The sequence below is a fragment of the Bradyrhizobium sp. MV1.5 genome, from assembly GCF_055807615.1.
On record NZ_JBVVPL010000005.1, the window covers coordinates 217,357 to 238,785 of the forward strand.

Genomic DNA, 21,429 nt, shown 5'->3' on the forward strand with positions numbered 1-21,429 from the left:
GAATGACCACCCCTTCCAACGATGTCGATGAACTCGAGCGCCTGTTGCAGTCGGCCGCAGCCGAGAACGCGCAGCTTCGAAGCGAGCTTGCGACTGCGCGCGATCGTCAGAGCGCCAGCGCCGGGATTCTGCGCACCATCGCGGCCTCTCCGTCCGATGCCCGGCCAGTCTTCGAGGCGATTGCGTCCAGCTCCCGGCGTTTGCTCGGCGGCTTCTCCGCCACCGTGCTTCAGTTCATCGAGGACGAGCTCCACCTCGTGGCGTTCACACCAACGAGCCCCGAGGCGGACGAAGGGCTGAAGACGTCGTTCCCGCGCAAGATTGCCGACTTTCCGACCTTCGCGCTGGTGCGCGGCGGCGAGACGATCCAGTTTCCCGATAGTGAAGCCGTGGAGGTCCCGGAGCTGAACCGGAACCTTGCGCGACTGCGCGGCTTCCGCAGCGTGTTGTTCATGCCGCTGATGAATCGGGGGACGCCAGTCGGCATGATTAGCGTCACGCGCGCCGAGCCCGGCGCGTTCGCAGCCGACCTCGTGCAGCTGCTCCAGACCTTTGCCGACCAGGCGGTAATCGCGATCGAGAATGCGCGGCTGTTCAACGAGACGCGCGAGACGCTGGAGCGCCAGACCGCCACCGCCGACATCCTGAAAGTGATGGCCGCTTCACCGTCCGACGTACAGCCGGTGTTCGACGCTATCGCCGCCAACGCCAACCGGCTGATCGGCGGCTTCTCCACGGCGGTGCTGCGCTACATCGGCGGCGCCGCGCACCTTGCGGCGTTCACGCCGACCGATCCGGCCGGCGATCGCGTGCTGCAGTCCTCGTTCCCGGCGCCATTCGCGCAGTTCCCGCCCTACCAACTCGTGGCCGGTGGTGTGGCGGCGCAATTGCCCGACACCGAGGTCGAACCGGCGGCCCGCAACATCGCGCGCGCCCGCGGCTACCGCAGCATGCTGTTCGCGCCCTTGATGAGCGACGGCGAGGCCATCGGAATCATCATCGCCACGCGGCGCGCGACCGGCGCGTTCGGCGAGCATCATGTGCGGCTGCTGCAGACCTTCGCCGACCAGGCGGTGATCGCGATCAAGAATGTCAGCCTGTTCAACACCACGAGGGAAGCGCTTGAACGGCAGACCGCGACCGCCGACATCCTCAAGGTGATCGCGGCCTCGCCCGCGGATGTGACACCCGTGTTCCAGGCGATCTCCGACAGCGCCAAGACCCTGGTCGGCGGACATTCCTCCACCGTCACGCGCGTCATTGACCGCCTGCTGCACCTGGCCGCCTTCAGCACCGACAACGAAGCCGGCAACGAAGAGCTGCTCAGCTCGTTCCCGGCGCCGCTGTCGGCGTCCGGCATTCACAGCCGGGTGGCGACGAGTGGAGAATTCGCATTCCGCGGCGACATGCAGAACGAGCGCGACCTCACGGACGCCATGAGAGAGCTGGCGCGGACGCGAGGCTACCGCAGCATCCTCGTGATCCCGATGCTGCGCGACGGCGTCGCGATCGGCACCATCGGCGTGACGCGGCCGGAGCCCGGTCCCTTCCCGGACAAAGCGATCGCCCTGCTCAAGACCTTTGCCGACCAGGCCGTGATCGCCATCGAGAACACGCGCCTGTTCAACGAGGTGCAGGACCGCACCAGAGACCTCGCCAAATCGCTCGACGGCCTGCGCGCGGCCCAGGACCGGCTGGTCCAGACCGAGAAGCTGGCCTCGCTCGGCCAGCTCACCGCCGGCATCGCGCACGAGATCAAGAACCCGCTTAACTTCGTCAACAATTTTGCATCGCTCTCCGCCGAGCTGACGGACGAGCTGAACGAGGCGCTCGCGCCTGTCCCGCTTGCGGACGACGTCCGCAGCGAGGTCGACGAGCTGACCGGGCTCCTGAAGGACAATCTCGCGAAAATCGTGCAGCACGGCAGGCGCGCCGACTCCATCGTCAAGAACATGCTGCTGCATTCCCGCGAGGGCGGCGGCGAGCATCGGCTGAGCGACATCAACGCGCTGGTCGAGGAGAGCCTCAACCTCGCCTATCACGGCGCCCGCGCCGAGAAGCCGCAGTTCGACGTGACGCTGAAGCGCGAGCTCGATCCCGCGGCCGGGCAAGCGGCAGTGTTTCCGCAGGAGATCACGCGGGTGCTGCTGAACCTGATCTCGAACGGCTTCCACGCGGTGGCCAAGCGCAAGTCGGATGACGGCGCCACCGATTACGAGCCGGTGGTGATCGCCGCAACGCGCGACCTGGGCGACAGCATCGAGATCCGCATCCGTGACAACGGCACCGGCATTCCGCACGAGGTGAAGGAAAAGATGTTCGATCCGTTCTTCACCACCAAGCCGGCCGGCGAAGGCACCGGCCTTGGATTGTCGATGAGCCACGACATCGTGGTGAAGCAGCATGGCGGCACGATCGACGTCGCGACGGAGCCCGGCGCGTTCACCGAGTTCACGATTCGATTGCCGCGAAACAGCAGCTTTCCGGACGGAGGCCGCGGCTAGCGGTTCCTACTCCGCCATCTCGACCGGTTGCGTCGTGGAGGGCCCGGCCAGCGGCCGCTCCTCCATCATGATCAGGCAGAGCGCGGCGCCGGCCATCAGCGCGGTGGCGGCGCCGAAGACATAACGGAACGCATGCCGCATGTCGTCGGCGGGGATCGCATTGACGGCGCCGTGATGCTCGCCGGCGAGCGGAACGTCGGCGCCAAGTGCAATGAGCAGGATGGCCGCGAACGCCGCGACCGTGAACGAGGACATCAGCGAGCGGAAGAAGTTCAACGCGCCGGTGATGGTGCCGACCTGCGGACGGGCGACCGAATTCTGCACCGAGACCACGCAAACCGGAAAGGTGGTACCGAGGCCAAGTGCAAAGGCAGCCATCAGCGTCAGCAGCGCCCAGAGCGGCAGCGTCGTCAACGTGAGGGCGAGGCCGCACAGCGCGGCCCAGGACGTTCCGACGATGGCGACCCGCTTGTAGTGCTTGGCGCGCGCCATGGTGCGACCGGCAACGGCCGCGCCGACGGTCGAGACCGCCGCGAGCGGAATCAGCGCGAGGCCCGCTTCGCTGGCGCTGAGATGATAGACCGCCTCGTAATAGAGCGGCAGCTGCACCGTGAGCCCCGTGATCGCACCGAGCGCACAGCCGCCGGCCGTCAGCCCGAACGGCACAACCGATCCTCCGAGCAGCGACAGCGGAAGGAACGGCTCGTCCGCGCGGCGCGCGTGCCACACGAAGGTGACCGCGAGTGCGACGGCGCCGCCCACCATCGCAAGCACGGTCGGCGAGAGCCACGGGAAGCGCGTGCCGCCCCAGGTCAGCACCAGCATGAAGACGACCGCCGAGGCCATCAGCAGCACGCCGCCGAGCCAGTCGACCTTGCGCTTGCGGTGGAACACCGGGATCTTCTTCATCCTGGGCAACAGCAGAGCAATCGCCGCGGCCGCGAGCGGCACATTGATCCAGAAGATCATCGACCAGTGCAGATGCTCGGCGAACACGCCGCCGATGACAGGCCCTAGAATGCCGCCGACCATCCAGACGCTGGAAAAATAGGCTTGGTACTGGCCGCGCTCGCGTGGGCTCACGACGTCGGAGATCACGGTCTGCACCACCGGCATGATGCCGCCGCCACCCAGCCCCTGGAGACCTCGTGCAAGAATCAGCATCGGCAGGTTCGGAGCGATCGCGCACAGCACCGAGCCCGCGACGAACAGGCTGAGCGAGATGATGATCATCGCGCGGCGGCCATAGATGTCGCTGAGCGTGCCGAAAACCGGCGCGACCGCGGTCGAGGCGAGCAGATAGGCGGTAATGACCCAGGAGAGATTGGAGACGTCGTGGAACTGGCGTCCGATGGTCGGCAGCGCGGTCGCGACGATGGTCTGGTCGAGTGCGGCCAGGAACATCGTCAGCATCAGGCTGATGACGATGGTGCGGACCTCGTCCTGCGACAGCGGCGCCGGCGGCGCGAGCGAAGGAGCGTCATCGACGCTCAAGACCTCGCTCGGAAGGCGCGACAGCTCTTCGGCGATATCGTCAGGCAATGTCTGGGGGTCGGCAGAACCGCTCTGCCGCTCGAACTTGTTCATCTCGATCGGAAGCCATGAGGCGGCGCAACGCCGCGAAGGATTCGTTCTATGCAGTCCAATGTAGACAGCAAAGTTCTTCCCAGGCAGGCACCGCGGCGCATGGGAGCATCCCACCCCACGGCCATCCCGAACACGTGATCCGAATCCCCTGTCCAAACCCCTTGGCGGATCAGTCCTTCGGACGTCGCTTCAGACGGGCCCGTTTCGGCAGCTGCGCCGGCCACTGCACAATGTGGTTCTCGAGCTCGTCGTCCGGAATCTCCACCTCGCTGCCTTCGACCCGTCCGCGTACGGAGACGCCGGCCTCATGCACGGTGTCGGGATCACCTGACACCAGCGGATGCCACCAATAGAGGTCGCGCCCTTCCGCGACGAGCTTGTAGCCGCAGCTCGGCGGCAGCCAGTTCAGGGTGCGGACATTGGCCGGGGTCAGGCGGACGCAGTCCGGAACCTTGTCGGAACGATTCGCATAGTCCTTGCAGCCGCAGGTCACCCCATCGAGCAGCTTGCAGCCGACATGGGTGAAGTAGATGTCGCCGGTGCCCTCTTCCTCGAGCTTGTTCAGGCAGCAGCGGCCGCAGCCGTCGCACAGGCTCTCCCATTCGGGCCCCGACATCTCTTCCAACGTCTTGGTTTTCCAGAAGAATCCTTCTTGGCCTGAAGGTCGTTTGGGAGCTGCGGTCATGCGCCTCAACAAAAGTTCGAAAGAGCTACGACTGGTGCCATCTAGGGCGTGCGGACCTAGGGCTGCAAGCAGCGCCCGCGTGAGGCCCGTAATGAACCGGGGTCAATTAGGCCTGTTGTTCAAAATCGCAAGCGTGACCATTGGTTTATAGGCCCTGCTCGGCTAGAAGGAACAGCAAGTCCCCACCGTCGCTGGCCGGGCGCCTTGGGTTTGCCGCAACTCTCCCGCAAGACGTCTCGATGCCGCCCCGGCCGGGTGCTTGAACGCTTTCGAACCAAGCCGCAAGGGTTCTAGGTGCGCCAGATCATACCACCGCATTGGAAGGCCCGGATCCGGAATTTCTTCCTGGATCTCGATGCGCGCATCGACTCGTCGCTGTTCTCCTCAGCCAAGGGCATCCGCGAGCTCTACGAGCGCTACTCGACCTTCATGGATCGCTTCTATGTCGGGCGGTGGAAGCGCTGGGTGTTCATCGAGCCGCTGTCGGAGGCTGCGACCCTCGGCCTCGGCGGCCTGGTGGTGATGCTGACCCTCGCCATCCCCGCCTTCCGCGAGACCGCGGACGAGGACTGGCTGAAGAAGTCCGACCTCGCGGTGACCTTCCTCGACCGCTACGGCAACCCGATCGGCAGCCGCGGCATCAAGCACAACGATTCGATCCCGCTGGAAGATTTTCCGGACGTGCTGATCAAGGCGACGCTCGCCACCGAGGACCGCCGCTTCTACGAGCATTTCGGCATCGACATCGCCGGCACCGCGCGCGCGCTCGTCACCAACGCCCAGGCCGGCGGCGTCCGCCAGGGCGGCTCCTCGATCACCCAGCAGCTCGCCAAGAACCTGTTCCTGAGCAACGAGCGCACCATCGAGCGCAAGGTCAACGAAGCCTTCCTCGCGGTCTGGCTGGAATGGCGCCTGACCAAGAACGAGATCCTCAAGCTTTATCTCGACCGGGCCTATATGGGCGGCGGCACCTTCGGCGTCGACGGCGCCGCGCACTTCTACTTCAACAAGTCGGCACGTGACGTGACGCTTGCCGAAGCCGCGATGCTCGCCGGCCTGTTCAAGGCGCCGACCAAATATGCGCCCCACATCAACCTGCCCGCCGCCCGCGCCCGCGCCAACGTCGTGCTCGACAATCTCGTCGACGCCGGCTTCATGACCGAGGGCCAGGTGTTCGGCGCTCGCCGCAACCCCGCCTTCGCGGTCGACCGCCGCTACGAGGCGTCGCCGAATTATTATCTCGACTACGCCTTCGACGAGATGCGCAAGCTGGTCGACACCTTCCCGAAATCCTACACCGAGCGCGTCTTCGTGGTCCGGCTCGCGATCGACACCAATGTGCAGAAGGCGGCGGAAGACGCGGTCGAGAACCAGCTGCGCCAGTTCGGCCGCGACTATCATGCGACCCAGGCCGCCACCGTCGTGTCCGATCTCGACGGCGGCATCCGCGCCATGGTCGGCGGCCGCGACTACGGCGCCAGCCAGTTCAACCGCGCCACCGACGCCTATCGCCAGCCGGGCTCCTCGTTCAAGCCTTACGTCTACACCACCGCGCTCCTCAACGGCTTCACGCCGAATTCGATCGTGGTCGACGGCCCGGTCTGCATCGGCAATTGGTGCCCGCAGAACTATGGCCATTCCTATTCCGGCGCGGTGACCCTGACGCAGGCGATCACGCGTTCGATCAACGTGGTGCCCGTCAAGCTGTCGATCGCGATCGGCCAGAGGGAGCAGCCGAAGGCGCCGAACCCGGCCAAGATCGGCCGCGCCAAGATCGTCGAGGTCGCGCGCCGCTTCGGCCTCAAGGCGCCGCTGCCCGACACGCCGTCGCTGCCGATCGGCTCGGACGAAGTCACCGTGCTCGAGCACGCGGTGGCGTATGCGACCTTTCCCAACCGCGGCAAGGCGGTGACGCCGCATTCCGTGCTGGAAGTGCGCACCGGCGCGGGCGATCCGGTCTGGCGCTGGGACCGCGACGGCCCGAAGCCGCGCCAGGCAATTCCCGCCTCGGTAGCCGCCGACATGGCCGGCATGATGAGCCACGTCGTCAGCGAAGGCACCGCGCGCCGCGCAGCGCTCGACGGCATTCCGACCGCGGGCAAGACCGGCACGACCAATGCGTATCGCGACGCCTGGTTCGTCGGCTACACCGGCAATTTCACCTGCGCGGTCTGGTACGGCAATGACGATTATTCGCCCACCAACCGCATGACCGGCGGCTCGCTGCCGGCGCAGACCTGGCACGACATCATGCTCGCGGCGCATCAGGGCGTCGAGGTGCGGGAGATCGCCGGCATCGGCATGGGCCAGAAGCTGCCTCCCGAGCGGATCGCCAACGCGCAGGCCAATGCGGCGCCGAAGGTGCTGGAGACCAAGCCCGGTCCGCCGCCGGTATTGACCAAGCGCGGCGCCGACGTTTTGGTGCGCGTCGAAAAGCTGCTGGATGACGCGGCCAGGATCGCGACCAAATCGGCCGCCACCGATCCCAAGCAAGCCAAGCCGGCATCGTCCACGAGCGCGCTCGCCTTCCCGCAGAACTATGCGGAAGAGAATGCGAACGCATCCGCCCCGCGCAAGAACTAATCGAAACAAGAACTGATCGAAACAAGTGCGGCTGATCCTGATCACATTGACGGCCCTTCTGCTCGCAACCGTGGTGGGCGTCGGCGCGACCTGGATGACGACAACGCGCGGCACCGAGATCGGCGCGCTGACCATCGGCCCCTGGACCGCGCGTCCGCGCACCGGCACCGCCGACGTCGATCCCTATTCGCGCGCCACCATCGTGCGCAACGGCGAGCTGCCGATCGGAACCGGCGACGGCGTCGCCTTCACCGCAACCGCCGACGACAAGAAGAAGGTGCTTGACGGCCGCTGCGACGTCGTCGTCTCCGGCGTGACGCCGCCGGCGCGGTTCTGGACGCTGACGCTTTACGACCGCAAGGGTCATCTCGTCCCCAATTCGCTGCAGCGCTACGGCTTCACCAGCCAGGAGATCGTGCGGCAGTCCGACGGCTCGTTCGAGATCCGCATCGCCTCGCGCTCGCGCGCCGGCAACTGGCTGCCGACCGGTGGCATCGAGCGCTACGCGCTGATGCTGCGGCTCTACGACACTCCGGTCGGCGTTGCCACACGCACCCAGCGCGACGCACCGATGCCCACGATCACGACGGCGGGCTGCTCATGATCCGGCTGTTGTTCACCATCGTTGCCGGCGTGGTGCTGGGCCTCGTGGTTCATCTCGTCAGCGTGCTGGCGTTGCCGCGGATCGCGACCCAGGATGCCTATTCGCGGCTGACGCCGATGACGAAGCTCAACGCCGTCACGCAGCTTCCGCTGGCCGATCCGCAGACCTCGCCGATGCCGTTCATGGACCCGGCCTTTGCGCTCGCGATCTGCCGCTACGATCTGTCGAACGGGCCGATCAAGCTGACGGTCCCCGTCAGCCAGGCCTACACCTCGGTGTCGTTCTACACCCGCAACGAGATCGCCTATTACGCCATCAACGATCGCTCCGCCGGCAAGAAGGTGATCGAGCTCGATCTGATGACCGAGCCGCAGCACAACGAGCTACCCGAGGACGAAGAGATCACCGCGGCCGACCGCCTGATCATCGACTCCCCCAGCACCACCGGCCTGATCGTGATGAAGGCGCTCGCCCCCGAGCCCGGCCTGATGCCGCAGGCGCAAGGCTCGCTCGCGGCCGCGAGCTGCGGACCGCAGACCGAGGCGCCGGCCAAGGCGGAAGCGCCGCGTGGACGCCGCTGACGCGCGCCGCTTCGGGACCGCAAAAACAAAAAGTCGAAAACAACCCCATGCACAGTAGCGTTGGCATTGAAATCATTAGCCATTTTTGTTGCATCAAATAGGCGTTTGCCGGACCGATACATCCCTGCCCGTCGCGCTGTTCGGATTTGACTCGTCGGGCAAAACACTGGCAGAATGCCACCATCGAAAGTTCACCCGCGCGGAGCAATCCGGCGCGGGTTTTTTGTTGGCGGAGCCTCAAACCGAAGATGGCTTGAATGCCTGCAGCTCGACTTCACCTTCAGGTCGGTGGCTGTAGTCCTGGCGAGTTGAGCCAATCATCTAACGACAAGCTTGTTTCAGCCCAGCGTGCGCGTCTGAGGACGGCATCTCTCACCGGCCCTGGCGGGAGCAGTTCCGCGGCTGAGCGAAGACGAACGGCCTCTTCTGCAAGACCCTCTTGGTGCGATTCGTTGAACTTGCGTCGGTGGCTCACTGCACGTCCGTTCCGGAGGAGGCGGGAGCGCAAGCAGCGTTCTCATCACCGATAACAGCCACTGATCGGGCGGTGACGTCGGAACGTAGATATTGGCGGAAGCTTCCGTCGGCGCACTAGTGCACACAAGCGGCAGAGAGCGGTTCACGTTGGCGGCACTTCCTCCTGCGGCATGTACGTGGATCAGGTCGGAGCCACCAAGCATCGCGTCCGCTAGCGCGGGGAACAAGGTGAAGGCATGCAGGTTGACCTTGCGGCAGGGAGAGTTGTCATGAACGAAGAGGAGCTGACCAGCAAAGCCGAGCGCGCGCTCGTTACCGTTGCGCTTAGCCTGACGATGCTGGTTCTTTGCATCGGAGCCCTGATCTATCGCTAGCCCGGCGCGACGGCAGCTGCCCGCGATGAAGAGCTTGGCTTGAAAGCGAGAGACGGTGCGCAACGCAGCTGTTGTATCACCACTGTCGCGGTCACCTGACGATGACCCGCCGAATCTTTGTTGTCGATGGGGATTATCGGCGCCGCGCAGCGGCGTCCGCTCGTGGTGCTCGGCAATCCCCACACGCTGACCAATTCGGTTTATCTCTCTGACGCCTTAGCCACTGTCTGGTGTTCGTCATGAGGTCGCTGCCGCCGCCCACCCATGAGCCGAAGTATTCGACGATGGAGAATTTGAGCGTTGTAAGGAGCCGGAAGCGGACCGCTCTCGCAAAGCGACCCCGCGACCTCGACGGCTCGCTTGGTACTTGCGGTGAGGTGCAACTGAAGAGCGGGCCGATGATCTCTCAGCCATTTTGCGATGCCGAACCCATCTCCGGCCAACTCCACGCTGCTGACAACGAGATCCACCGGAATGGTCCCTTCATCAAGCAACGCGATTGCTTCGTCTGCTGAGCGCGCCTCCAACACCTTGTAACCGCAGCCGCGTAGAAAATCGGCCAGCGCCATGCGGAGCAGCACGTCTTGCTGTGCAAGCACGATGGAACGGGGGGTGGCTGATTGGTTCGTTTGCATGCCGGACAACCGACGAGTGGCAGTCTTCGTTCCTTACCAACCGGCAATCGCTCTGATCCGCTGTACGACTTTCGGAAGGTCCCACGGTTTCGGAACAAAAAGATCGAATTCGGCGCCGGAGGGTGGTGCCTCCGATGATGTAAGTATTACTTTTAGAGTGGGAAAATCGCGTTTGATCAAAGTTGCGAGTTCCGCGCCGTCCATTGACCCTGGCATTCGAACGTCAGTCACGACCAGCGAAACCTGAGTCCCAGAGTGAAGAACGTCCAGCGCTTCGTCTGCATCGCCGCACTCGATCACCGCGAGACCGTTCTCTCTAAGTTCATCCGCGACCATGATGCGGACCAGCACATCGTCCTCAACGACGAGCACAGGACGCTTCGAAGCGGGATTGGGGTCGGTGTCGAGCATCCTGCCTGTGTTCACTTTTGCCACTCGTTCAATGGGTTGGCCGGAAATCTAATCAGTGCTCGGAGATTTTGTTCCACGGTGACGGCCCCCCTAAGGCGCAGCAGCCTTGCTAACCGTCCAGGTATGTTAACGCGTCCAGTTGCAAGAACGAGAGGAGCCTGGTTGTGGCCCACAGCGGTGATTGCCGCTCTCGAGACGACGACAGCTTCTGAGCTGAACCTGATGTTGTTTTCGGTCGAGTGCCCAGGAATTGAGTATGGCAGGGAGCACCATCTCAAGCATCAGACGACGCTCAGCGCGCGCTCATCGATCCTACCGCTCTTCAGTCGGATGCACCCATTTGTACGGGGTGATGCTTTGTGTCGCGGTCAGCCTGATCATGTGGGCAGGCGGCGCGGAACGTCCCTTTCGGCATGACCGGCACTTCCGGGACGCTACGAGCTTCCAGATCGGCGTATCCCGCGGGCGGCGGATCAGATCGAGCGGCAGGCTCGCTCGCGCCTTGCACCTGTTGCACTCGACCTCGAGCCAACGCATGCCGCCATTGAGGCATTGCGCGATTGTGGGGGACGGCTGCGCGGGACCCCCGTAGCCTTCCATCCGCACCGAGCAGGCTTCGGCTTCCGCCCGATCGGCTTCACGAACTGCTTTCGTGGCAACTTCGCGAGCGTGCTTGGCGGAAATCTCCGCCCCCATGATCCAGCCGCCCCAGATGATCTCTCGTGATTTCGTGCCCATGTCCTCCTATGAAGACGGCCCGGCTCGCGTTGACAAATTATCGATTGTTGGTGGGCTGGAACGGCCGAACACCACTACCCCTCGCGTTGTGGAAAACCGGACGGGCATACGAATCCTTCGCGCAGCATCGGCCAGACTTTGACACGTCGGGCAAAACACCGGCACAATGGCATCATCGATAAGTTCACCCGCGCTGAGCGATCCGGCGCGGGTTTTTGTTGGCGGAGCGTGGTTGCCGTGATCGGAAAAGCAATATCGTCTCACTCCAACGACGCTCCTTTGTCCCCTCTCGATATTTCCTGTGCAGAGGTGCTGTGCGGTTTCGTCGCAATGTTTCCAGGGAAATGAACTACTATAGTCAGAGCATCATGGCTTACGTCATCGACATTGATGCGCGCACCGTGCGCTTTGGTCTTCACGCCGGCCGCCTCCAAGCAGGCAGTTAGCCGGACGGTGTTCGCGCCGTCCGGGCTCTTTTCCAGCTTTCGTGACCTCCACTCGAGAGGTCGTCTTGAAGCAGAAGGAGTGCGCCGTGCTGCCTCTTCCAAAAATCGCACTGACCTCATCAGACTATCCGCGGCTCGAACAGCTCGCCCGCCTCGCCGTCCAAAAAGGAGATTTGGACGGGATATTCCTCATGCGCGAAATCAACCGCGCCAATATCGTCCCGGACGAAGCGGACGCCGTCCGTCCTTTCGTGACGATCGGATCATGGGTCACCCATTGCACGAATTGGGGCGTTCCGCGTCGCACCGTGCAACTGGTCTGGCCTGAGGAGTGCTGGTCGGATCCCGCCTGCATTTCGGTGTTGACCCCGCTGGGTACAGCTTTGATCGGACTGCAGGTCGGCGATCAAATGCCGTACTTCGTCGCCGGATGTCTGAATGTCGTCAGGGTCCAAAGCCTGACCCCATCGCATTCGAAGGTTGTCCCACTCTTCCGGAGGGGGCCGAGGCGGTCAGGCAACCCGTGCGATGACGACCCCGGACCAACCGCAGCATAGGAGCGACCAATGCGCAATTTCGAAGCTGAGAGCCGGCGAGAACAGCCGGCGTTGCCGCCGATCAAGATCACTGAGGACGAATCGCGGCGCCTCAGTTCCTTGGCCAATTCGAGCATGGATCTGTTTCCGCGAGTGGCCCATTTTCTGGCTCGGGAGATGGAACGTGCCACGGTGACGGACGAGAACAACTTGCGAGGCGTGATCAGGATGGGTTCGAAAGTGACCTATCGCGACGACGAGACGGGTGCGAGCCGAGAGATCGTGCTGGTCTATCCGCACGAGGCAAACATCGAGCTCAATCGGATCTCGGTCCTGACGCCTGTTGGAGCGGCCTTGATCGGCCTATCGCCGGGGCAGCGGATCGACTTCGAGACGCCACACAAGCGCACCAGGGGCCTGACCGTTCTCAATGTATCCGAATAAGCCCGTGTGATAGGTCAGATTGAGCATCGCCGTCTTGCGATGTGAGCGCGCCGCTCCAAAGGCATCGCACCCGGATCTGGCCCGACGCAATCAGCAGGGCCGTCACGACCGACAGGCATCGAACGTTCATGGCAATCTCCGGCAGGTGACGAAACGCTCATTTGGTCTCAACATATGTCAGATCATCGAACGGCGTCACGCTATCTGCCGGCGAACGTCACGAAGAGCTCACCGCTCCGCGGAACCGTGCCAGTCACGTCTTGAAACTCGCGAACAGCCTCGTTAGTCTCCTTTGCGTGGGGACCAAGCAGACTCCCCGTGAGGCCTCGGTCCAAGCTCTGCGCAGCACGCCATTTGTGGAGCTTGCGCATGGACACCGAACGACACCCTTCTCACCAACACACAGTCGCCATCCTCTCGCGAGGCGACGCTGCCGCGCGCCGCGATGCGACGGCGCAAAACAGCCGCTTCATCCGTGTCTTTGAAGCACTCGTCGCCGTCGGCATCGAGGCGCGCCCGGCAATCTACGACGAAAGCTTCGCCGAAGAGGTCCGCGAGCAGTTGCTTGCGGCGAGCGGCGTGCTCGTCTGGGTCGATCCGATCCATCAGGGCAAGACGCGCGTTGAGCTCGATCCCCTGCTGCGCGACGTTGCGGCGCACGGCGTGTGGGTCAGCGCTCATCCGGACGTCATTCTCAAGATGGGCACCAAGGAGGTACTCTATCGCACCCGCTCGATGGGGTGGGGATGCGACACGGCTTTATATCGAACCACCGAGGCCATGCGCGCCGAGTTACCGACACGGCTCGCCACCGGTCCGCGCGTGGTCAAGCGCAGCCGCGGCAACGGCGGCCAAGGCGTGTGGAAGGTCGAGAAGCTACCGGGTTTCCCGATGATAAAGGTGCTGGACGCGACCAAGGATGGCTCCGAGGAACTGACGCTGGATCATTTTCTCCATCGCTGCGCCGAATATTTCGAAAATGGCAGCGTGGTCGATCAGCCATTCCAGCCGCGCTTGAGCGAAGGCGTGGTGCGCTGCTATATGTCGGGCGATCGCTGTGCCGGCTTCGGCTATCACAAAGTCAAAGCCCTGGTCGACTCGCCGGCCGCCCGTTCCGAGGCGGGACCGCGCCTCTACACCTCGAACGCAGACCCGCGCTTCCAGCGGCTGCGTCGATTGATGGAAGAAGAGTGGACCCCTGGAATGATGAAGACACTGGACATCGACGAAGGCTCGCTCCCGGTCATCTGGGACGCGGACTTCCTGTATGGTCCGAAAGATGCGGACGGTGTCGACACCTACGTCCTGTGCGAGATCAACGCGAGCTCATGCTTCGCGATTCCCGAGGAGGCCCCGGCTGCGATCTCGCGAACGGTGAAGCAGCGGTTGACGCAGACTTAGAGGGCCAGTTCACGCACTTGGGGTCTCCGGCAGCGTGGGGGTGACCACCACGCTACCTCCGCTACCAGCTTCGCGCCCTCTCGGCTGGCTGTTGCGCGATATTCGCCGGCGCTGCTGTGCTCACGATAGTCGCCGTCGAAGCCAAGTGGACGACCCGACAGAAACCTGGCTGGCGATTTCCGGCAACCCGGGGTAGTTTTTGGAACGATTGTTCTTGGGAGGTCGACATGAGTAGTCCGCGCCGGGCAGCGCTTCTGCTCCTCGCAACGTCATTCGTCTTCGGCTTCGCCAGCCAATCCGCTTCGCAGACCGGGCCGGAAGCCGCACCGACCAAGGAGCAGCTCGCGCGCGACAACAACCTGTTCATTTCACTGGCGAAAAAGGTGCTCAAATGGGAAGAGCCGGCCGACCCGGTGCATATCGTCGGTCCCATCTATTTCGTCGGGACCAAGGGGCTGGGTGCGTTCCTGTTTACGACCTCAGAAGGCCACGTCCTCATGAACACGGGCATGCCCTCATCCGGTCCGATGATCGTGGATTCCATCCGGAAACTGGGCTTCAAGCCCGAAGACATCAAGCTCATGATCAACGGCCATGCGCATATCGATCACGCCGGCGCTTTCGCATTCTTCAAGCAGAAATTCGGCGCGCAACTCGCCGTGATGAAGGACGATGTGGCCGCGATGGAGAGCGGCGATCTCGGCGACTTCAAATATGCTGACGACTTCGTCTATCCCGCCGTCAAGGTCGACCGGATCTTGCGCGACGGCGACCAGATCAGGATGGGAGACGTTCTGCTATCGGCCTACCACACACCGGGCCACACGCGCGGTGCGACCACCTGGGTCGCCAACATCGTCGCGGACGGCACGGCATACGTCGTCGCCTTTCCCGACGGTGCCGGATTCAATCCGGGCTATCGGCTCGCAAGAGATCCGTCCTATCCTGGCATCGAAAACGACTATCGCAATACGCATCATTTTCTCGAGATGCTGAAGCCCGACATCTGGTTGGCCCAGCACAACGAATATTACGGCCTCGAGCGCAAGCAGCAGCGCGCAAAGACCGAGGGCGTCAAGGCGTGGATTGATCCCGAAGGCTATCGGCGCTTCATCGCCGAAAAGAAGCGGGATTTCGAGGACCAGGTCGACGAGGAGCTGGGCGTTCCAAAAGCACCGCCAAAATAGCGAGGCAACAATGCAGTTTCCTTGTTTTCTCTCGATTATCGCGGCGACGTTGTTGGCCGGCGAGGCCGCACTCGCGCAAGGACCGACTGCCGTAACGGTTCACAACTTCGTTCGCGCCGAAACCGATCTTTACTTCAGCAAGGCTGCCCGCGACGACGGGGCCTTCGGCAGGCTGAGGCATCGCCGCGATATGGCGTCGATCGAGAAGCAGGACGTGGTTCGGATGAACCGGGACACGCTGTATTCGTCGGGCGTGTTCGACATGGACGCCGGCCCACTTACGATTGCCCTGCCCGACGCCGGCAAGCGCTTCATGTCGATGCAGGTGATCTCGCAGGATCACTACACAATCGACGTCGCATACGGCCCGGGGAGCTTCACCTACGCAAAAGATCAAATCGGCACGCGCTATGTTTACGTCATCATTCGGACGCTGGCCGACCCCGAAAATCCGCAGGACATCAAAGCCGCGAACGGCGTGCAGGACGCGATCAAGGTCGAGCAGATCGGTCCGGGCAAGTTCGAGGTGCCGAAATGGGACAAGACGTCACAAGGCAAGGCTCGCGACGCGCTTTCCGCCCTCGGCGCGCTCGGCGGCACCGTCAACCGGTTCGGCAGGAAGGAGGATGTCGATCCGCTCGACCACCTGATCGGCACCGCCATCGGCTGGGGCGGCAATCCGCGCAGCGCAGCGGACTACCAAAGTTTCTATCCTCCGCAGAATGACGGCAAGACGGTGCATCGGCTCACGGTCAAGGACGTTCCGGTCGACGGCTTCTGGTCGGTCAGCCTCTACGACGCAAAAGGTTTCTTCCAGAAGAATCCACTTAACGCCTACTCGTTGAACAACCTCACGGCAAAGCCGGCCCCGGACGGCTCGGTTACCATTCAGTTCGGCGCGTGCGACGGAAATGTGCCGAACTGCCTGCCTATCATGCCGGGCTGGAACTACACAGCGCGCCTGTATCGACCGCGCAATGAGATCTTGAACGGAACGTGGACGTTTCCGGAAGCCAAACCCGTACGGTGATTTGCGAGCCGGCGCCAAAGCTCCTGGGCAAGCCGATCATGACGCGTTCAGATCAGATCGCGGCCTCCCAAATTGTCCCCGCCGCGCCCACAACAGCGCCAGCGGCCCCAGCGCGATACCAGCCGCGAGGACGCTGAACGCCAGCAGCCAACCGGTCGCGGTCTGCGGACCACCGGCCGCGTCGAGCGCGGCGCCGGTGCCCCAGGCCCCAAGTGCCGACAGGCCGAAGCCGACCGTCGAATGCAGGGCAAGCGTCGCGCCGCGATGTTCGGACACAGCTGCGGCCGACATGCCGGCGGTCAATGCGCCGGAATCCGCCGGCACCGTCAGGCCATAGGCAAGCAGCAGCAGGGCCAGCACCCATGCCGGCGCCGTCGTGTTGAGGCCGATGATCAGTGCGACGCAAGCCGACGCGATCATCACGACCGTGATCGCGCGATGGCGGCCGAATTTCAGCGCGGCCTCGTTGCCGAGGATGCTGGCGGGCATCGAGATCACCGCAAAGCAGAAGCTCAGCACGACGGGGCTCAACCATGACGGCGCGCCTTGGTGCGCGACGACGAAGGTCCAGAACCCGACCAGCCAGGTGCGGATGCCGTAGAGCTCGAAGCAATGGGCGCCGTAGCCGAAGATGTATCCGAGCGCCTCGCGGTTGGCGAAGACGGGCGCGAAGTTCAAGAGTCGTCCCGCCTTCGGCGCGGGCCGCTGCTCCTGCATGAGAAGGCACGCGACGACCATTGCGATCGGACCGAAGCCGGTGACAAGGAAAGCGGTCCGCCATCCCCAGCGATCGGCGATCAGCTGCGCGACCAGGAACGAGAGGCCGACGCCGACCGAGAAGCTCGACGTGTACAGCGTGACGGCGCGCGAGGTGTCGCCGGCGGGAAGCCGGTCCGTCAGCGCCTTCAGGCCCGGCATGTAGGCGCCGGCAAATCCGAGCCCTGCAAGGGACCAGATCGCGGTCGCGGACCAAAACCCTTGCGCGAAGAGTCCGAACGCTGCGGTCGCCAGCCCGCTGACGATTGAGCCCCAGAGCAGGACGAGGCGCGCATCGATCCGGTCGGTCAACGTCGTCAGCACGGGCACGGCGAGCATGTAGCCGAACGCGTAACCGCTCGCCATCAAGCCGCCTTCGGCCGCCGACAGTCCCCACGCCGGCATCAGATGCTGCGCCAGGTTCGCGGACAGCGTCACATGCGGCAGCAGATTGCCGACCTGGCCGATACACATCACCGCGATCAGAGACCGGCCGCTCAACTTACGAATGCTGCCCTCCCGCCCCCACGCCGAAACGGCGCACGAACCACAATGGGCAACTCTCCGGCTTTACCTGCAAGACCCAACTTCATGAACAACCGCAGCCCGAAGCGCCGGCCTTCTTTGCCGCCTCGTCGGCCGCGCAACAGGCCGTCGGTTCCTGCTTCGCCGGCCCACCGCAACATCCTGATGCGGCTTCAGTGGACTCGACGCTGCCGCGCGAGCAGACGCCGGTCTCCGGCAGCACGAGCTCCACCCTTGCGGCGGCTTTCTTGTCGCCGGCGAGATCGGCCGCAATCGAGCGCACCTGCTCATATCCTGTCATCATGAGAAAGGTTGGCGCGCGGCCATACGACTTCATGCCCGCCATGTAGAAGCCCGGCTCGTCGTGCGCGAGCTCGCGCGCGCCGTGCGGGCGCACCGTGCCGCAGCTGTGCTCGTTGGGATCGATCAGCGGCGCCAGGGCGACCGGCGCCTCGATGGCAGGATCGAGCCGCAGGCGCAATTCGGACAGGAACGAAAAATCGGGACGAAAGCCGGTCGAGACGATCAGCTCGTCTACGATCACGCTCCGTCCGCCGCAGCCCGAGCCGGCCGCGATCTCGAGACGGCCTTCGGAGTCCGACAGTTGCGTGACGCCGAATTCGGTTTCCACCCTGATCTTCCCGGAGGCAACGAGCGCAGCGAAGGCGCTGCCGAGCTCTCCACGTGCAGCGAGCTTGTCATTCCGGCCGCCGCCAAACGCCTTGGCGGGATCGGCGCCGCGCAACAGCCAGATGGCTTGCGTCCCCGGCGCCTCACCCGCGAGATGCACGAGATCGATCAGCGTGCCCACCGCGGAGTGGCCGGCGCCGAGCACCGCAACGGTCTTCCCGGCATATCGGGCGCGGCCGGCACCACGGACATCGGGCATGCCATAGGCGATGTGGCCGGCACATTCGCGCTCGCCGATCGCGGGCAGACCATTAGCTCCGGCCGGATTGGGCGAGAACCATGTGCCTGATGTATCGATCACCGCATCCGCGCGCAGCACTTCAGGACCTTTGCCGTTCTGGTAGCGGATTTCGAACGGCGCCTGCTCACGCCCCTTCGTCTTCGCCTTGTCGAAGCCGACGCGGCTGATGGCCGAGACGCGACTGGATGTCCGGACCACCTCGCGCAACGGCGTTCGCGTCGCAAGCGGCGTCAGATATCGATCGAGTAGTTCGCCGCCGGTCGGATAGGAGCTCGGGTCCGGCGAATTCCATCCCGTCGGCGCGAGCAGGCGCGCCGCGGCCTTGTCGATGTTGTACTCCCACGGCGAGAAGAGCTGGACCTGCTGCCACTGGCGCACCGCGTGCCCCGCTTCGGATCCTGCCTCCAGAACGATGGGCGACATGCCGCGTTCAAGCACATGCGCAGCTGCTGCGAGGCCGACAGGCCCTGCCCCGATGATGGCTACCGTCTTTGCGTCGCTCATGCCATTACTCCCATCGTTCTAGAACCATCGAATAATCAGACCCGAAAAAATGATCAGGCCGCCGTTTGCGTCGTCTTGCATCCGACTTCGTCTGCGCAGCACTCCGCCGCCAGGAAATCGACCAGACCCCGCATCGCGTCGAAGTTTGCGTGGCAGATCAGCGTCGTCGATTCCCGGACCTGACTGACGAGCCCGACCGAGACCAGGGTCTTGATGTGATGCGACAGCGTCGAGGCCGGGATTTTCAGCTTGTCCTGCAATCGACCCACTGGCATGCCCTTGTGCCCTGCCCGCACCAGGGCACGATAGATCTGGAGTCGCGTCCGGTTGCCCAAGGCTTCGAGGCGTGCTGCTGCGTCGTCGATCTTCATGGCCGCCAAGATGCGCCGGGTCGATAATTGCTGTCAACTTTATTTCTAGAATTTTCGAAATATGGATCCCGGCCAGCGGGGCCACATGATTTCCCGATTGACTTCCTTTTTATATTTCCATAAGTCTGGATATATGGAAACTGAAGAAGCCGTCCTCGCCCTCGCAGCCCTCTCCCAGTCGACCCGTCTGGAGGCGTTCCGGACGCTCGTCCGGCACGAGCCCGACGGCCTTGCGGCCGGCGATCTCGCCCGCCTGCTGGAAGTCCCGGCGAATACGCTGTCGGCGCATCTGTCGATCCTGACGCGCGCGCGCCTTGTCACCTCCGAGCGACACAGCCGCTCGATCGTCTACCGCGCCAACCTTGCCGAATTCCGCGACGTTGCGGTCTTCCTGCTGCGGGATTGCTGCGGCGGGCGGCCGGAAGTTTGCGAGCCGGTCGTCGATAGCCTTCAGGCCTGCTGCTCGCCAAAACGAAAGGTGCGAAGCCGTGTCCGATCGCATGTTTAACGTCCTGTTCCTGTGTACCGGCAACTCGGCGCGCTCAATCCTCGCCGAGTCGATCCTCCGGAAGGACGGTGCCGGCCGCTTTCGGGCGTTCTCCGCCGGCAGCACGCCAAAAGGCGCGGTACACCCGCTGGCCCTGCACACGCTCGAAACCATGGACTACCCAATCGACGGGATGCGTTCGAAGAGCTGGCTGGAATTTGCCGCTCCTGATGCACCTGTCATGGATTTCGTCTTCACTGTTTGTGACAACGCGGCCGGTGAAGCCTGTCCTCTTTGGCCGGGACAGCCGATGACCGCGCACTGGGGTATCGAAGACCCTGCCGCGGTGGAAGGCGCGGCGCTGGAACAACAGGCGGCGTTCAATGCTGCGTTCCGCTATCTCAAGAACCGGATCGGGACGTTCGTCAATCTTCCCCTGCGCAGCATCGACAAGCTCTCGCTCGGCACCAAGCTGCGCGAGATCGGCCGCTCCGACGGTGCGGCACGCTCGACCCCGGAGGCCGGCTGATGGACCAGTTCGACCTTCCGCGCCGCCTCGCGGCCGAGGCGCTGGGCACAGGTATTCTCGTCGCCACGGTGGTCGGCTCCGGCATCATGGCGGAGACGCTGACCAAAGACGTCGCCCTGGCGCTTCTCTGCAACACGTTGCCGACCGGCGCCATTCTGGTCGTCCTGATCACCGTGCTCGGACCGATCTCCGGCGCGCACTTCAATCCGGCGGTCACGCTGGTCTTCACCGGCAAGCGCGAGCTGCCGGTGAACGAGGCTGCGCTTTATGTGGCCGCGCAGATCGCCGGCGGCATCGCGGGAACCATGGCGGCGCATCTGATGTTCGGACTGCCGCTGATCGATCTCTCGACCAAGATGCGAACCGGAGGATCGCAATGGTTCGCCGAAGCGGTCGCCGCCTTCGGCCTGGTCGCGACGATCCTGGCCGGCATCCGGTTTCAGCGGACGGCGGTCCCCTGGCTGGTCGGCCTGTACATCACGGCGGCCTACTGGTTCACGGCCTCAACCTCGTTTGCCAATCCGGCGGTAGCCATCGCAAGGTCGCTGACGAACACGTTCTCGGGCATACGTCCCGCCGACCTGCCCGGATTTATTCTCGCGGAGCTCTGCGGAGCTTTTGCCGCCATGCTGTTGATGAACTGGCTGCTCGGACAGCCCCAGGCGCGAGGCCCCATCCCAATCGCGGAGACTACCTCATGAGCGTCACGATCTATCATAACCCCGCCTGCGGCACCTCGCGCAACACGCTGGCGATGATCCGGCAGAGCGGCGCCGAGCCGGTCGTCATCGAATATCTGAAGACGCCGCCATCCCGCGAAAAGCTGGTCGAGCTGGTCAAGGCCATGGGCATCTCCGTTCGCGAGTTGCTGCGGGAGAAAGGCACGCCCTACAAGGAGCTCGGCCTCGACGACACCAAATGGTCCGACGACGAGCTGGTCGACCAGATGCTCGCGCACCCCATCCTGATCAACCGTCCGATCGTGGTGACGGCCAAGGGCACGCGCCTGTGCCGGCCTTCGGAAGCCGTCATCGATCTCCTGGACCATCCCGTCGGCCGCTTCGTGAAGGAGGACGGCGAGGTGGTCGAAGCGCGATAGGCTT

21 protein-coding genes are annotated in these 21,429 nt (G+C 63.9%); 13 read left to right on the top strand and 8 right to left on the bottom strand.

Annotated elements, in window-relative coordinates:
- Positions 1-2 precede the first annotated feature (2 nt).
- A complete protein-coding gene (locus tag AC0L2J_RS07375; protein ID WP_473388210.1) occupies positions 3-2,504 on the top strand; it encodes a GAF domain-containing sensor histidine kinase in 2,502 nt (833 codons plus the stop codon).
- Between the two features lie 6 nt (positions 2,505-2,510).
- Here the strand turns inward: AC0L2J_RS07375 and AC0L2J_RS07380 are convergent, their stop codons facing one another.
- Both AC0L2J_RS07380 and AC0L2J_RS07385 read right to left on the bottom strand, forming a co-directional pair.
- Positions 2,511-4,091: an MDR family MFS transporter gene (locus tag AC0L2J_RS07380; RefSeq protein WP_007608265.1), complete on the bottom strand. Its 1,581-nt coding sequence runs from the start codon at positions 4,089-4,091 to the stop codon at positions 2,511-2,513.
- Positions 4,092-4,260: 169 nt separating this feature from the next.
- On the bottom strand, positions 4,261-4,776 hold the full coding sequence (locus tag AC0L2J_RS07385; RefSeq protein ID WP_063993066.1) for a YcgN family cysteine cluster protein: 516 nt from the start codon (positions 4,774-4,776) through the stop codon (positions 4,261-4,263).
- Positions 4,777-5,070: 294 nt separating this feature from the next.
- On the opposite strand from AC0L2J_RS07385, the gene AC0L2J_RS07390 reads away from it, so the two are divergent.
- From AC0L2J_RS07390 to AC0L2J_RS07400, 3 genes are read left to right on the top strand one after another with little or no spacing between them, the layout of a single operon-like run.
- Positions 5,071-7,359 (top strand): transglycosylase domain-containing protein, encoded by a 2,289-nt coding sequence (locus tag AC0L2J_RS07390; protein ID WP_473388212.1) that lies wholly within the window; start codon positions 5,071-5,073, stop codon positions 7,357-7,359.
- A gap of 25 nt (positions 7,360-7,384) precedes the next feature.
- On the top strand, positions 7,385-7,963 hold the full coding sequence (locus AC0L2J_RS07395) for a DUF1214 domain-containing protein (protein ID WP_007593444.1): 579 nt from the start codon (positions 7,385-7,387) through the stop codon (positions 7,961-7,963).
- Positions 7,960-8,544, top strand: a complete 585-nt coding sequence (locus tag AC0L2J_RS07400) for a DUF1254 domain-containing protein (RefSeq protein ID WP_007608261.1) — start codon at positions 7,960-7,962, stop codon at positions 8,542-8,544. The genes AC0L2J_RS07395 and AC0L2J_RS07400 overlap by 4 nt, the downstream gene beginning before the upstream one ends.
- 1,051 nt (positions 8,545-9,595) lie before the next feature.
- On the opposite strand, the gene AC0L2J_RS07405 is transcribed toward AC0L2J_RS07400, so the two are convergent.
- From AC0L2J_RS07405 to AC0L2J_RS07415, 3 genes are all read right to left on the bottom strand, one after another.
- Positions 9,596-10,030 carry a response regulator transcription factor gene (locus tag AC0L2J_RS07405; RefSeq protein WP_473388214.1) on the bottom strand — a complete coding sequence of 145 codons (435 nt, stop codon included), beginning with the start codon at positions 10,028-10,030 and terminating at the stop codon, positions 9,596-9,598.
- A 33-nt stretch (positions 10,031-10,063) separates the two neighbouring features.
- Positions 10,064-10,441 (bottom strand): response regulator, encoded by a 378-nt coding sequence (locus AC0L2J_RS07410; protein ID WP_473388216.1) that lies wholly within the window; start codon positions 10,439-10,441, stop codon positions 10,064-10,066.
- Between the two features lie 312 nt (positions 10,442-10,753).
- Positions 10,754-11,179: a hypothetical protein gene (locus AC0L2J_RS07415; RefSeq protein ID WP_473388218.1), complete on the bottom strand. Its 426-nt coding sequence runs from the start codon at positions 11,177-11,179 to the stop codon at positions 10,754-10,756.
- Between the two features lie 511 nt (positions 11,180-11,690).
- On the opposite strand from AC0L2J_RS07415, the gene AC0L2J_RS07420 reads away from it, so the two are divergent.
- The 5 genes from AC0L2J_RS07420 (at position 11,691) to AC0L2J_RS07440 (ending at position 16,223) form a co-directional block, all read left to right on the top strand.
- Positions 11,691-12,182, top strand: a complete 492-nt coding sequence (locus tag AC0L2J_RS07420) for a GreA/GreB family elongation factor (protein WP_473388221.1) — start codon at positions 11,691-11,693, stop codon at positions 12,180-12,182.
- Positions 12,183-12,191: 9 nt separating this feature from the next.
- Positions 12,192-12,605 (top strand): nucleoside diphosphate kinase regulator, encoded by a 414-nt coding sequence (rnk, locus tag AC0L2J_RS07425; RefSeq protein ID WP_473251303.1) that lies wholly within the window; start codon positions 12,192-12,194, stop codon positions 12,603-12,605.
- 369 nt (positions 12,606-12,974) lie between these two features.
- On the top strand, positions 12,975-14,006 hold the full coding sequence (locus AC0L2J_RS07430; protein ID WP_473388223.1) for a Cj0069 family protein: 1,032 nt from the start codon (positions 12,975-12,977) through the stop codon (positions 14,004-14,006).
- A gap of 227 nt (positions 14,007-14,233) precedes the next feature.
- Positions 14,234-15,193 carry a subclass B3 metallo-beta-lactamase gene (gene bla / locus AC0L2J_RS07435; protein ID WP_473388226.1) on the top strand — a complete coding sequence of 320 codons (960 nt, stop codon included), beginning with the start codon at positions 14,234-14,236 and terminating at the stop codon, positions 15,191-15,193.
- A gap of 10 nt (positions 15,194-15,203) precedes the next feature.
- A complete protein-coding gene (locus tag AC0L2J_RS07440; RefSeq protein WP_473388229.1) occupies positions 15,204-16,223 on the top strand; it encodes a DUF1254 domain-containing protein in 1,020 nt (339 codons plus the stop codon).
- 36 nt (positions 16,224-16,259) lie between these two features.
- On the opposite strand, the gene AC0L2J_RS07445 is transcribed toward AC0L2J_RS07440, so the two are convergent.
- From AC0L2J_RS07445 to AC0L2J_RS07455, 3 genes are all read right to left on the bottom strand, one after another.
- Positions 16,260-17,453, bottom strand: coding sequence for an MFS transporter (locus AC0L2J_RS07445; RefSeq protein WP_473388291.1), 1,194 nt, complete (start codon positions 17,451-17,453; stop codon positions 16,260-16,262).
- Between the two features lie 115 nt (positions 17,454-17,568).
- The gene (locus AC0L2J_RS07450) at positions 17,569-18,939 is read right to left on the bottom strand and encodes an NAD(P)-binding domain-containing protein (RefSeq protein WP_473388233.1); all 1,371 of its coding nucleotides are present in this window, start codon (positions 18,937-18,939) and stop codon (positions 17,569-17,571) included.
- Positions 18,940-18,992: 53 nt separating this feature from the next.
- A complete protein-coding gene (locus AC0L2J_RS07455) occupies positions 18,993-19,310 on the bottom strand; it encodes an ArsR/SmtB family transcription factor (protein ID WP_063993077.1) in 318 nt (105 codons plus the stop codon).
- A gap of 133 nt (positions 19,311-19,443) precedes the next feature.
- Here AC0L2J_RS07455 and AC0L2J_RS07460 point away from each other — a divergent pair, with 133 nt between their 5' ends.
- Genes AC0L2J_RS07460 through arsC form a run of 4 tightly spaced genes read left to right on the top strand, consistent with a single transcriptional unit; the run spans position 19,444 to position 21,425 of the window.
- Complete coding sequence (locus AC0L2J_RS07460; protein ID WP_007608231.1) at positions 19,444-19,818, top strand: ArsR/SmtB family transcription factor; 375 nt, start codon at positions 19,444-19,446, stop codon at positions 19,816-19,818.
- A complete protein-coding gene (locus AC0L2J_RS07465; protein ID WP_035973932.1) occupies positions 19,799-20,326 on the top strand; it encodes an arsenate reductase ArsC in 528 nt (175 codons plus the stop codon). The genes AC0L2J_RS07460 and AC0L2J_RS07465 overlap by 20 nt, the downstream gene beginning before the upstream one ends.
- A complete protein-coding gene (locus tag AC0L2J_RS07470) occupies positions 20,326-21,027 on the top strand; it encodes an aquaporin (protein WP_007608225.1) in 702 nt (233 codons plus the stop codon). The genes AC0L2J_RS07465 and AC0L2J_RS07470 overlap by 1 nt, the downstream gene beginning before the upstream one ends.
- The gene (arsC, locus tag AC0L2J_RS07475; RefSeq protein WP_473388239.1) at positions 21,024-21,425 is read left to right on the top strand and encodes an arsenate reductase (glutaredoxin); all 402 of its coding nucleotides are present in this window, start codon (positions 21,024-21,026) and stop codon (positions 21,423-21,425) included. The genes AC0L2J_RS07470 and arsC overlap by 4 nt, the downstream gene beginning before the upstream one ends.
- Positions 21,426-21,429: the final 4 nt, after the last annotated feature.

Excerpts from the sequence above, each read along its gene's own strand:
- AC0L2J_RS07375 (WP_473388210.1), top strand. The coding sequence starts at position 3 with ATGACCACCCCTTCCAACGATGTCGATGAACTCGAGCGCCTGTTGCAG.
- AC0L2J_RS07380 (WP_007608265.1), bottom strand. The coding sequence starts at position 4,091 with ATGAACAAGTTCGAGCGGCAGAGCGGTTCTGCCGACCCCCAGACATTG.
- AC0L2J_RS07385 (WP_063993066.1), bottom strand. The coding sequence starts at position 4,776 with ATGACCGCAGCTCCCAAACGACCTTCAGGCCAAGAAGGATTCTTCTGG.
- AC0L2J_RS07400 (WP_007608261.1), top strand. The coding sequence starts at position 7,960 with ATGATCCGGCTGTTGTTCACCATCGTTGCCGGCGTGGTGCTGGGCCTC.
- AC0L2J_RS07405 (WP_473388214.1), bottom strand. The coding sequence starts at position 10,030 with ATGCAAACGAACCAATCAGCCACCCCCCGTTCCATCGTGCTTGCACAG.
- AC0L2J_RS07410 (WP_473388216.1), bottom strand. The coding sequence starts at position 10,441 with ATGCTCGACACCGACCCCAATCCCGCTTCGAAGCGTCCTGTGCTCGTC.
- AC0L2J_RS07415 (WP_473388218.1), bottom strand. The coding sequence starts at position 11,179 with ATGGGCACGAAATCACGAGAGATCATCTGGGGCGGCTGGATCATGGGG.
- rnk (WP_473251303.1), top strand. The coding sequence starts at position 12,192 with ATGCGCAATTTCGAAGCTGAGAGCCGGCGAGAACAGCCGGCGTTGCCG.
- AC0L2J_RS07430 (WP_473388223.1), top strand. The coding sequence starts at position 12,975 with ATGGACACCGAACGACACCCTTCTCACCAACACACAGTCGCCATCCTC.
- bla (WP_473388226.1), top strand. The coding sequence starts at position 14,234 with ATGAGTAGTCCGCGCCGGGCAGCGCTTCTGCTCCTCGCAACGTCATTC.
- AC0L2J_RS07440 (WP_473388229.1), top strand. The coding sequence starts at position 15,204 with ATGCAGTTTCCTTGTTTTCTCTCGATTATCGCGGCGACGTTGTTGGCC.
- AC0L2J_RS07445 (WP_473388291.1), bottom strand. The coding sequence starts at position 17,453 with ATGTGTATCGGCCAGGTCGGCAATCTGCTGCCGCATGTGACGCTGTCC.
- AC0L2J_RS07450 (WP_473388233.1), bottom strand. The coding sequence starts at position 18,939 with ATGAGCGACGCAAAGACGGTAGCCATCATCGGGGCAGGGCCTGTCGGC.
- AC0L2J_RS07455 (WP_063993077.1), bottom strand. The coding sequence starts at position 19,310 with ATGAAGATCGACGACGCAGCAGCACGCCTCGAAGCCTTGGGCAACCGG.
- AC0L2J_RS07460 (WP_007608231.1), top strand. The coding sequence starts at position 19,444 with ATGGAAACTGAAGAAGCCGTCCTCGCCCTCGCAGCCCTCTCCCAGTCG.
- AC0L2J_RS07470 (WP_007608225.1), top strand. The coding sequence starts at position 20,326 with ATGGACCAGTTCGACCTTCCGCGCCGCCTCGCGGCCGAGGCGCTGGGC.
- arsC (WP_473388239.1), top strand. The coding sequence starts at position 21,024 with ATGAGCGTCACGATCTATCATAACCCCGCCTGCGGCACCTCGCGCAAC.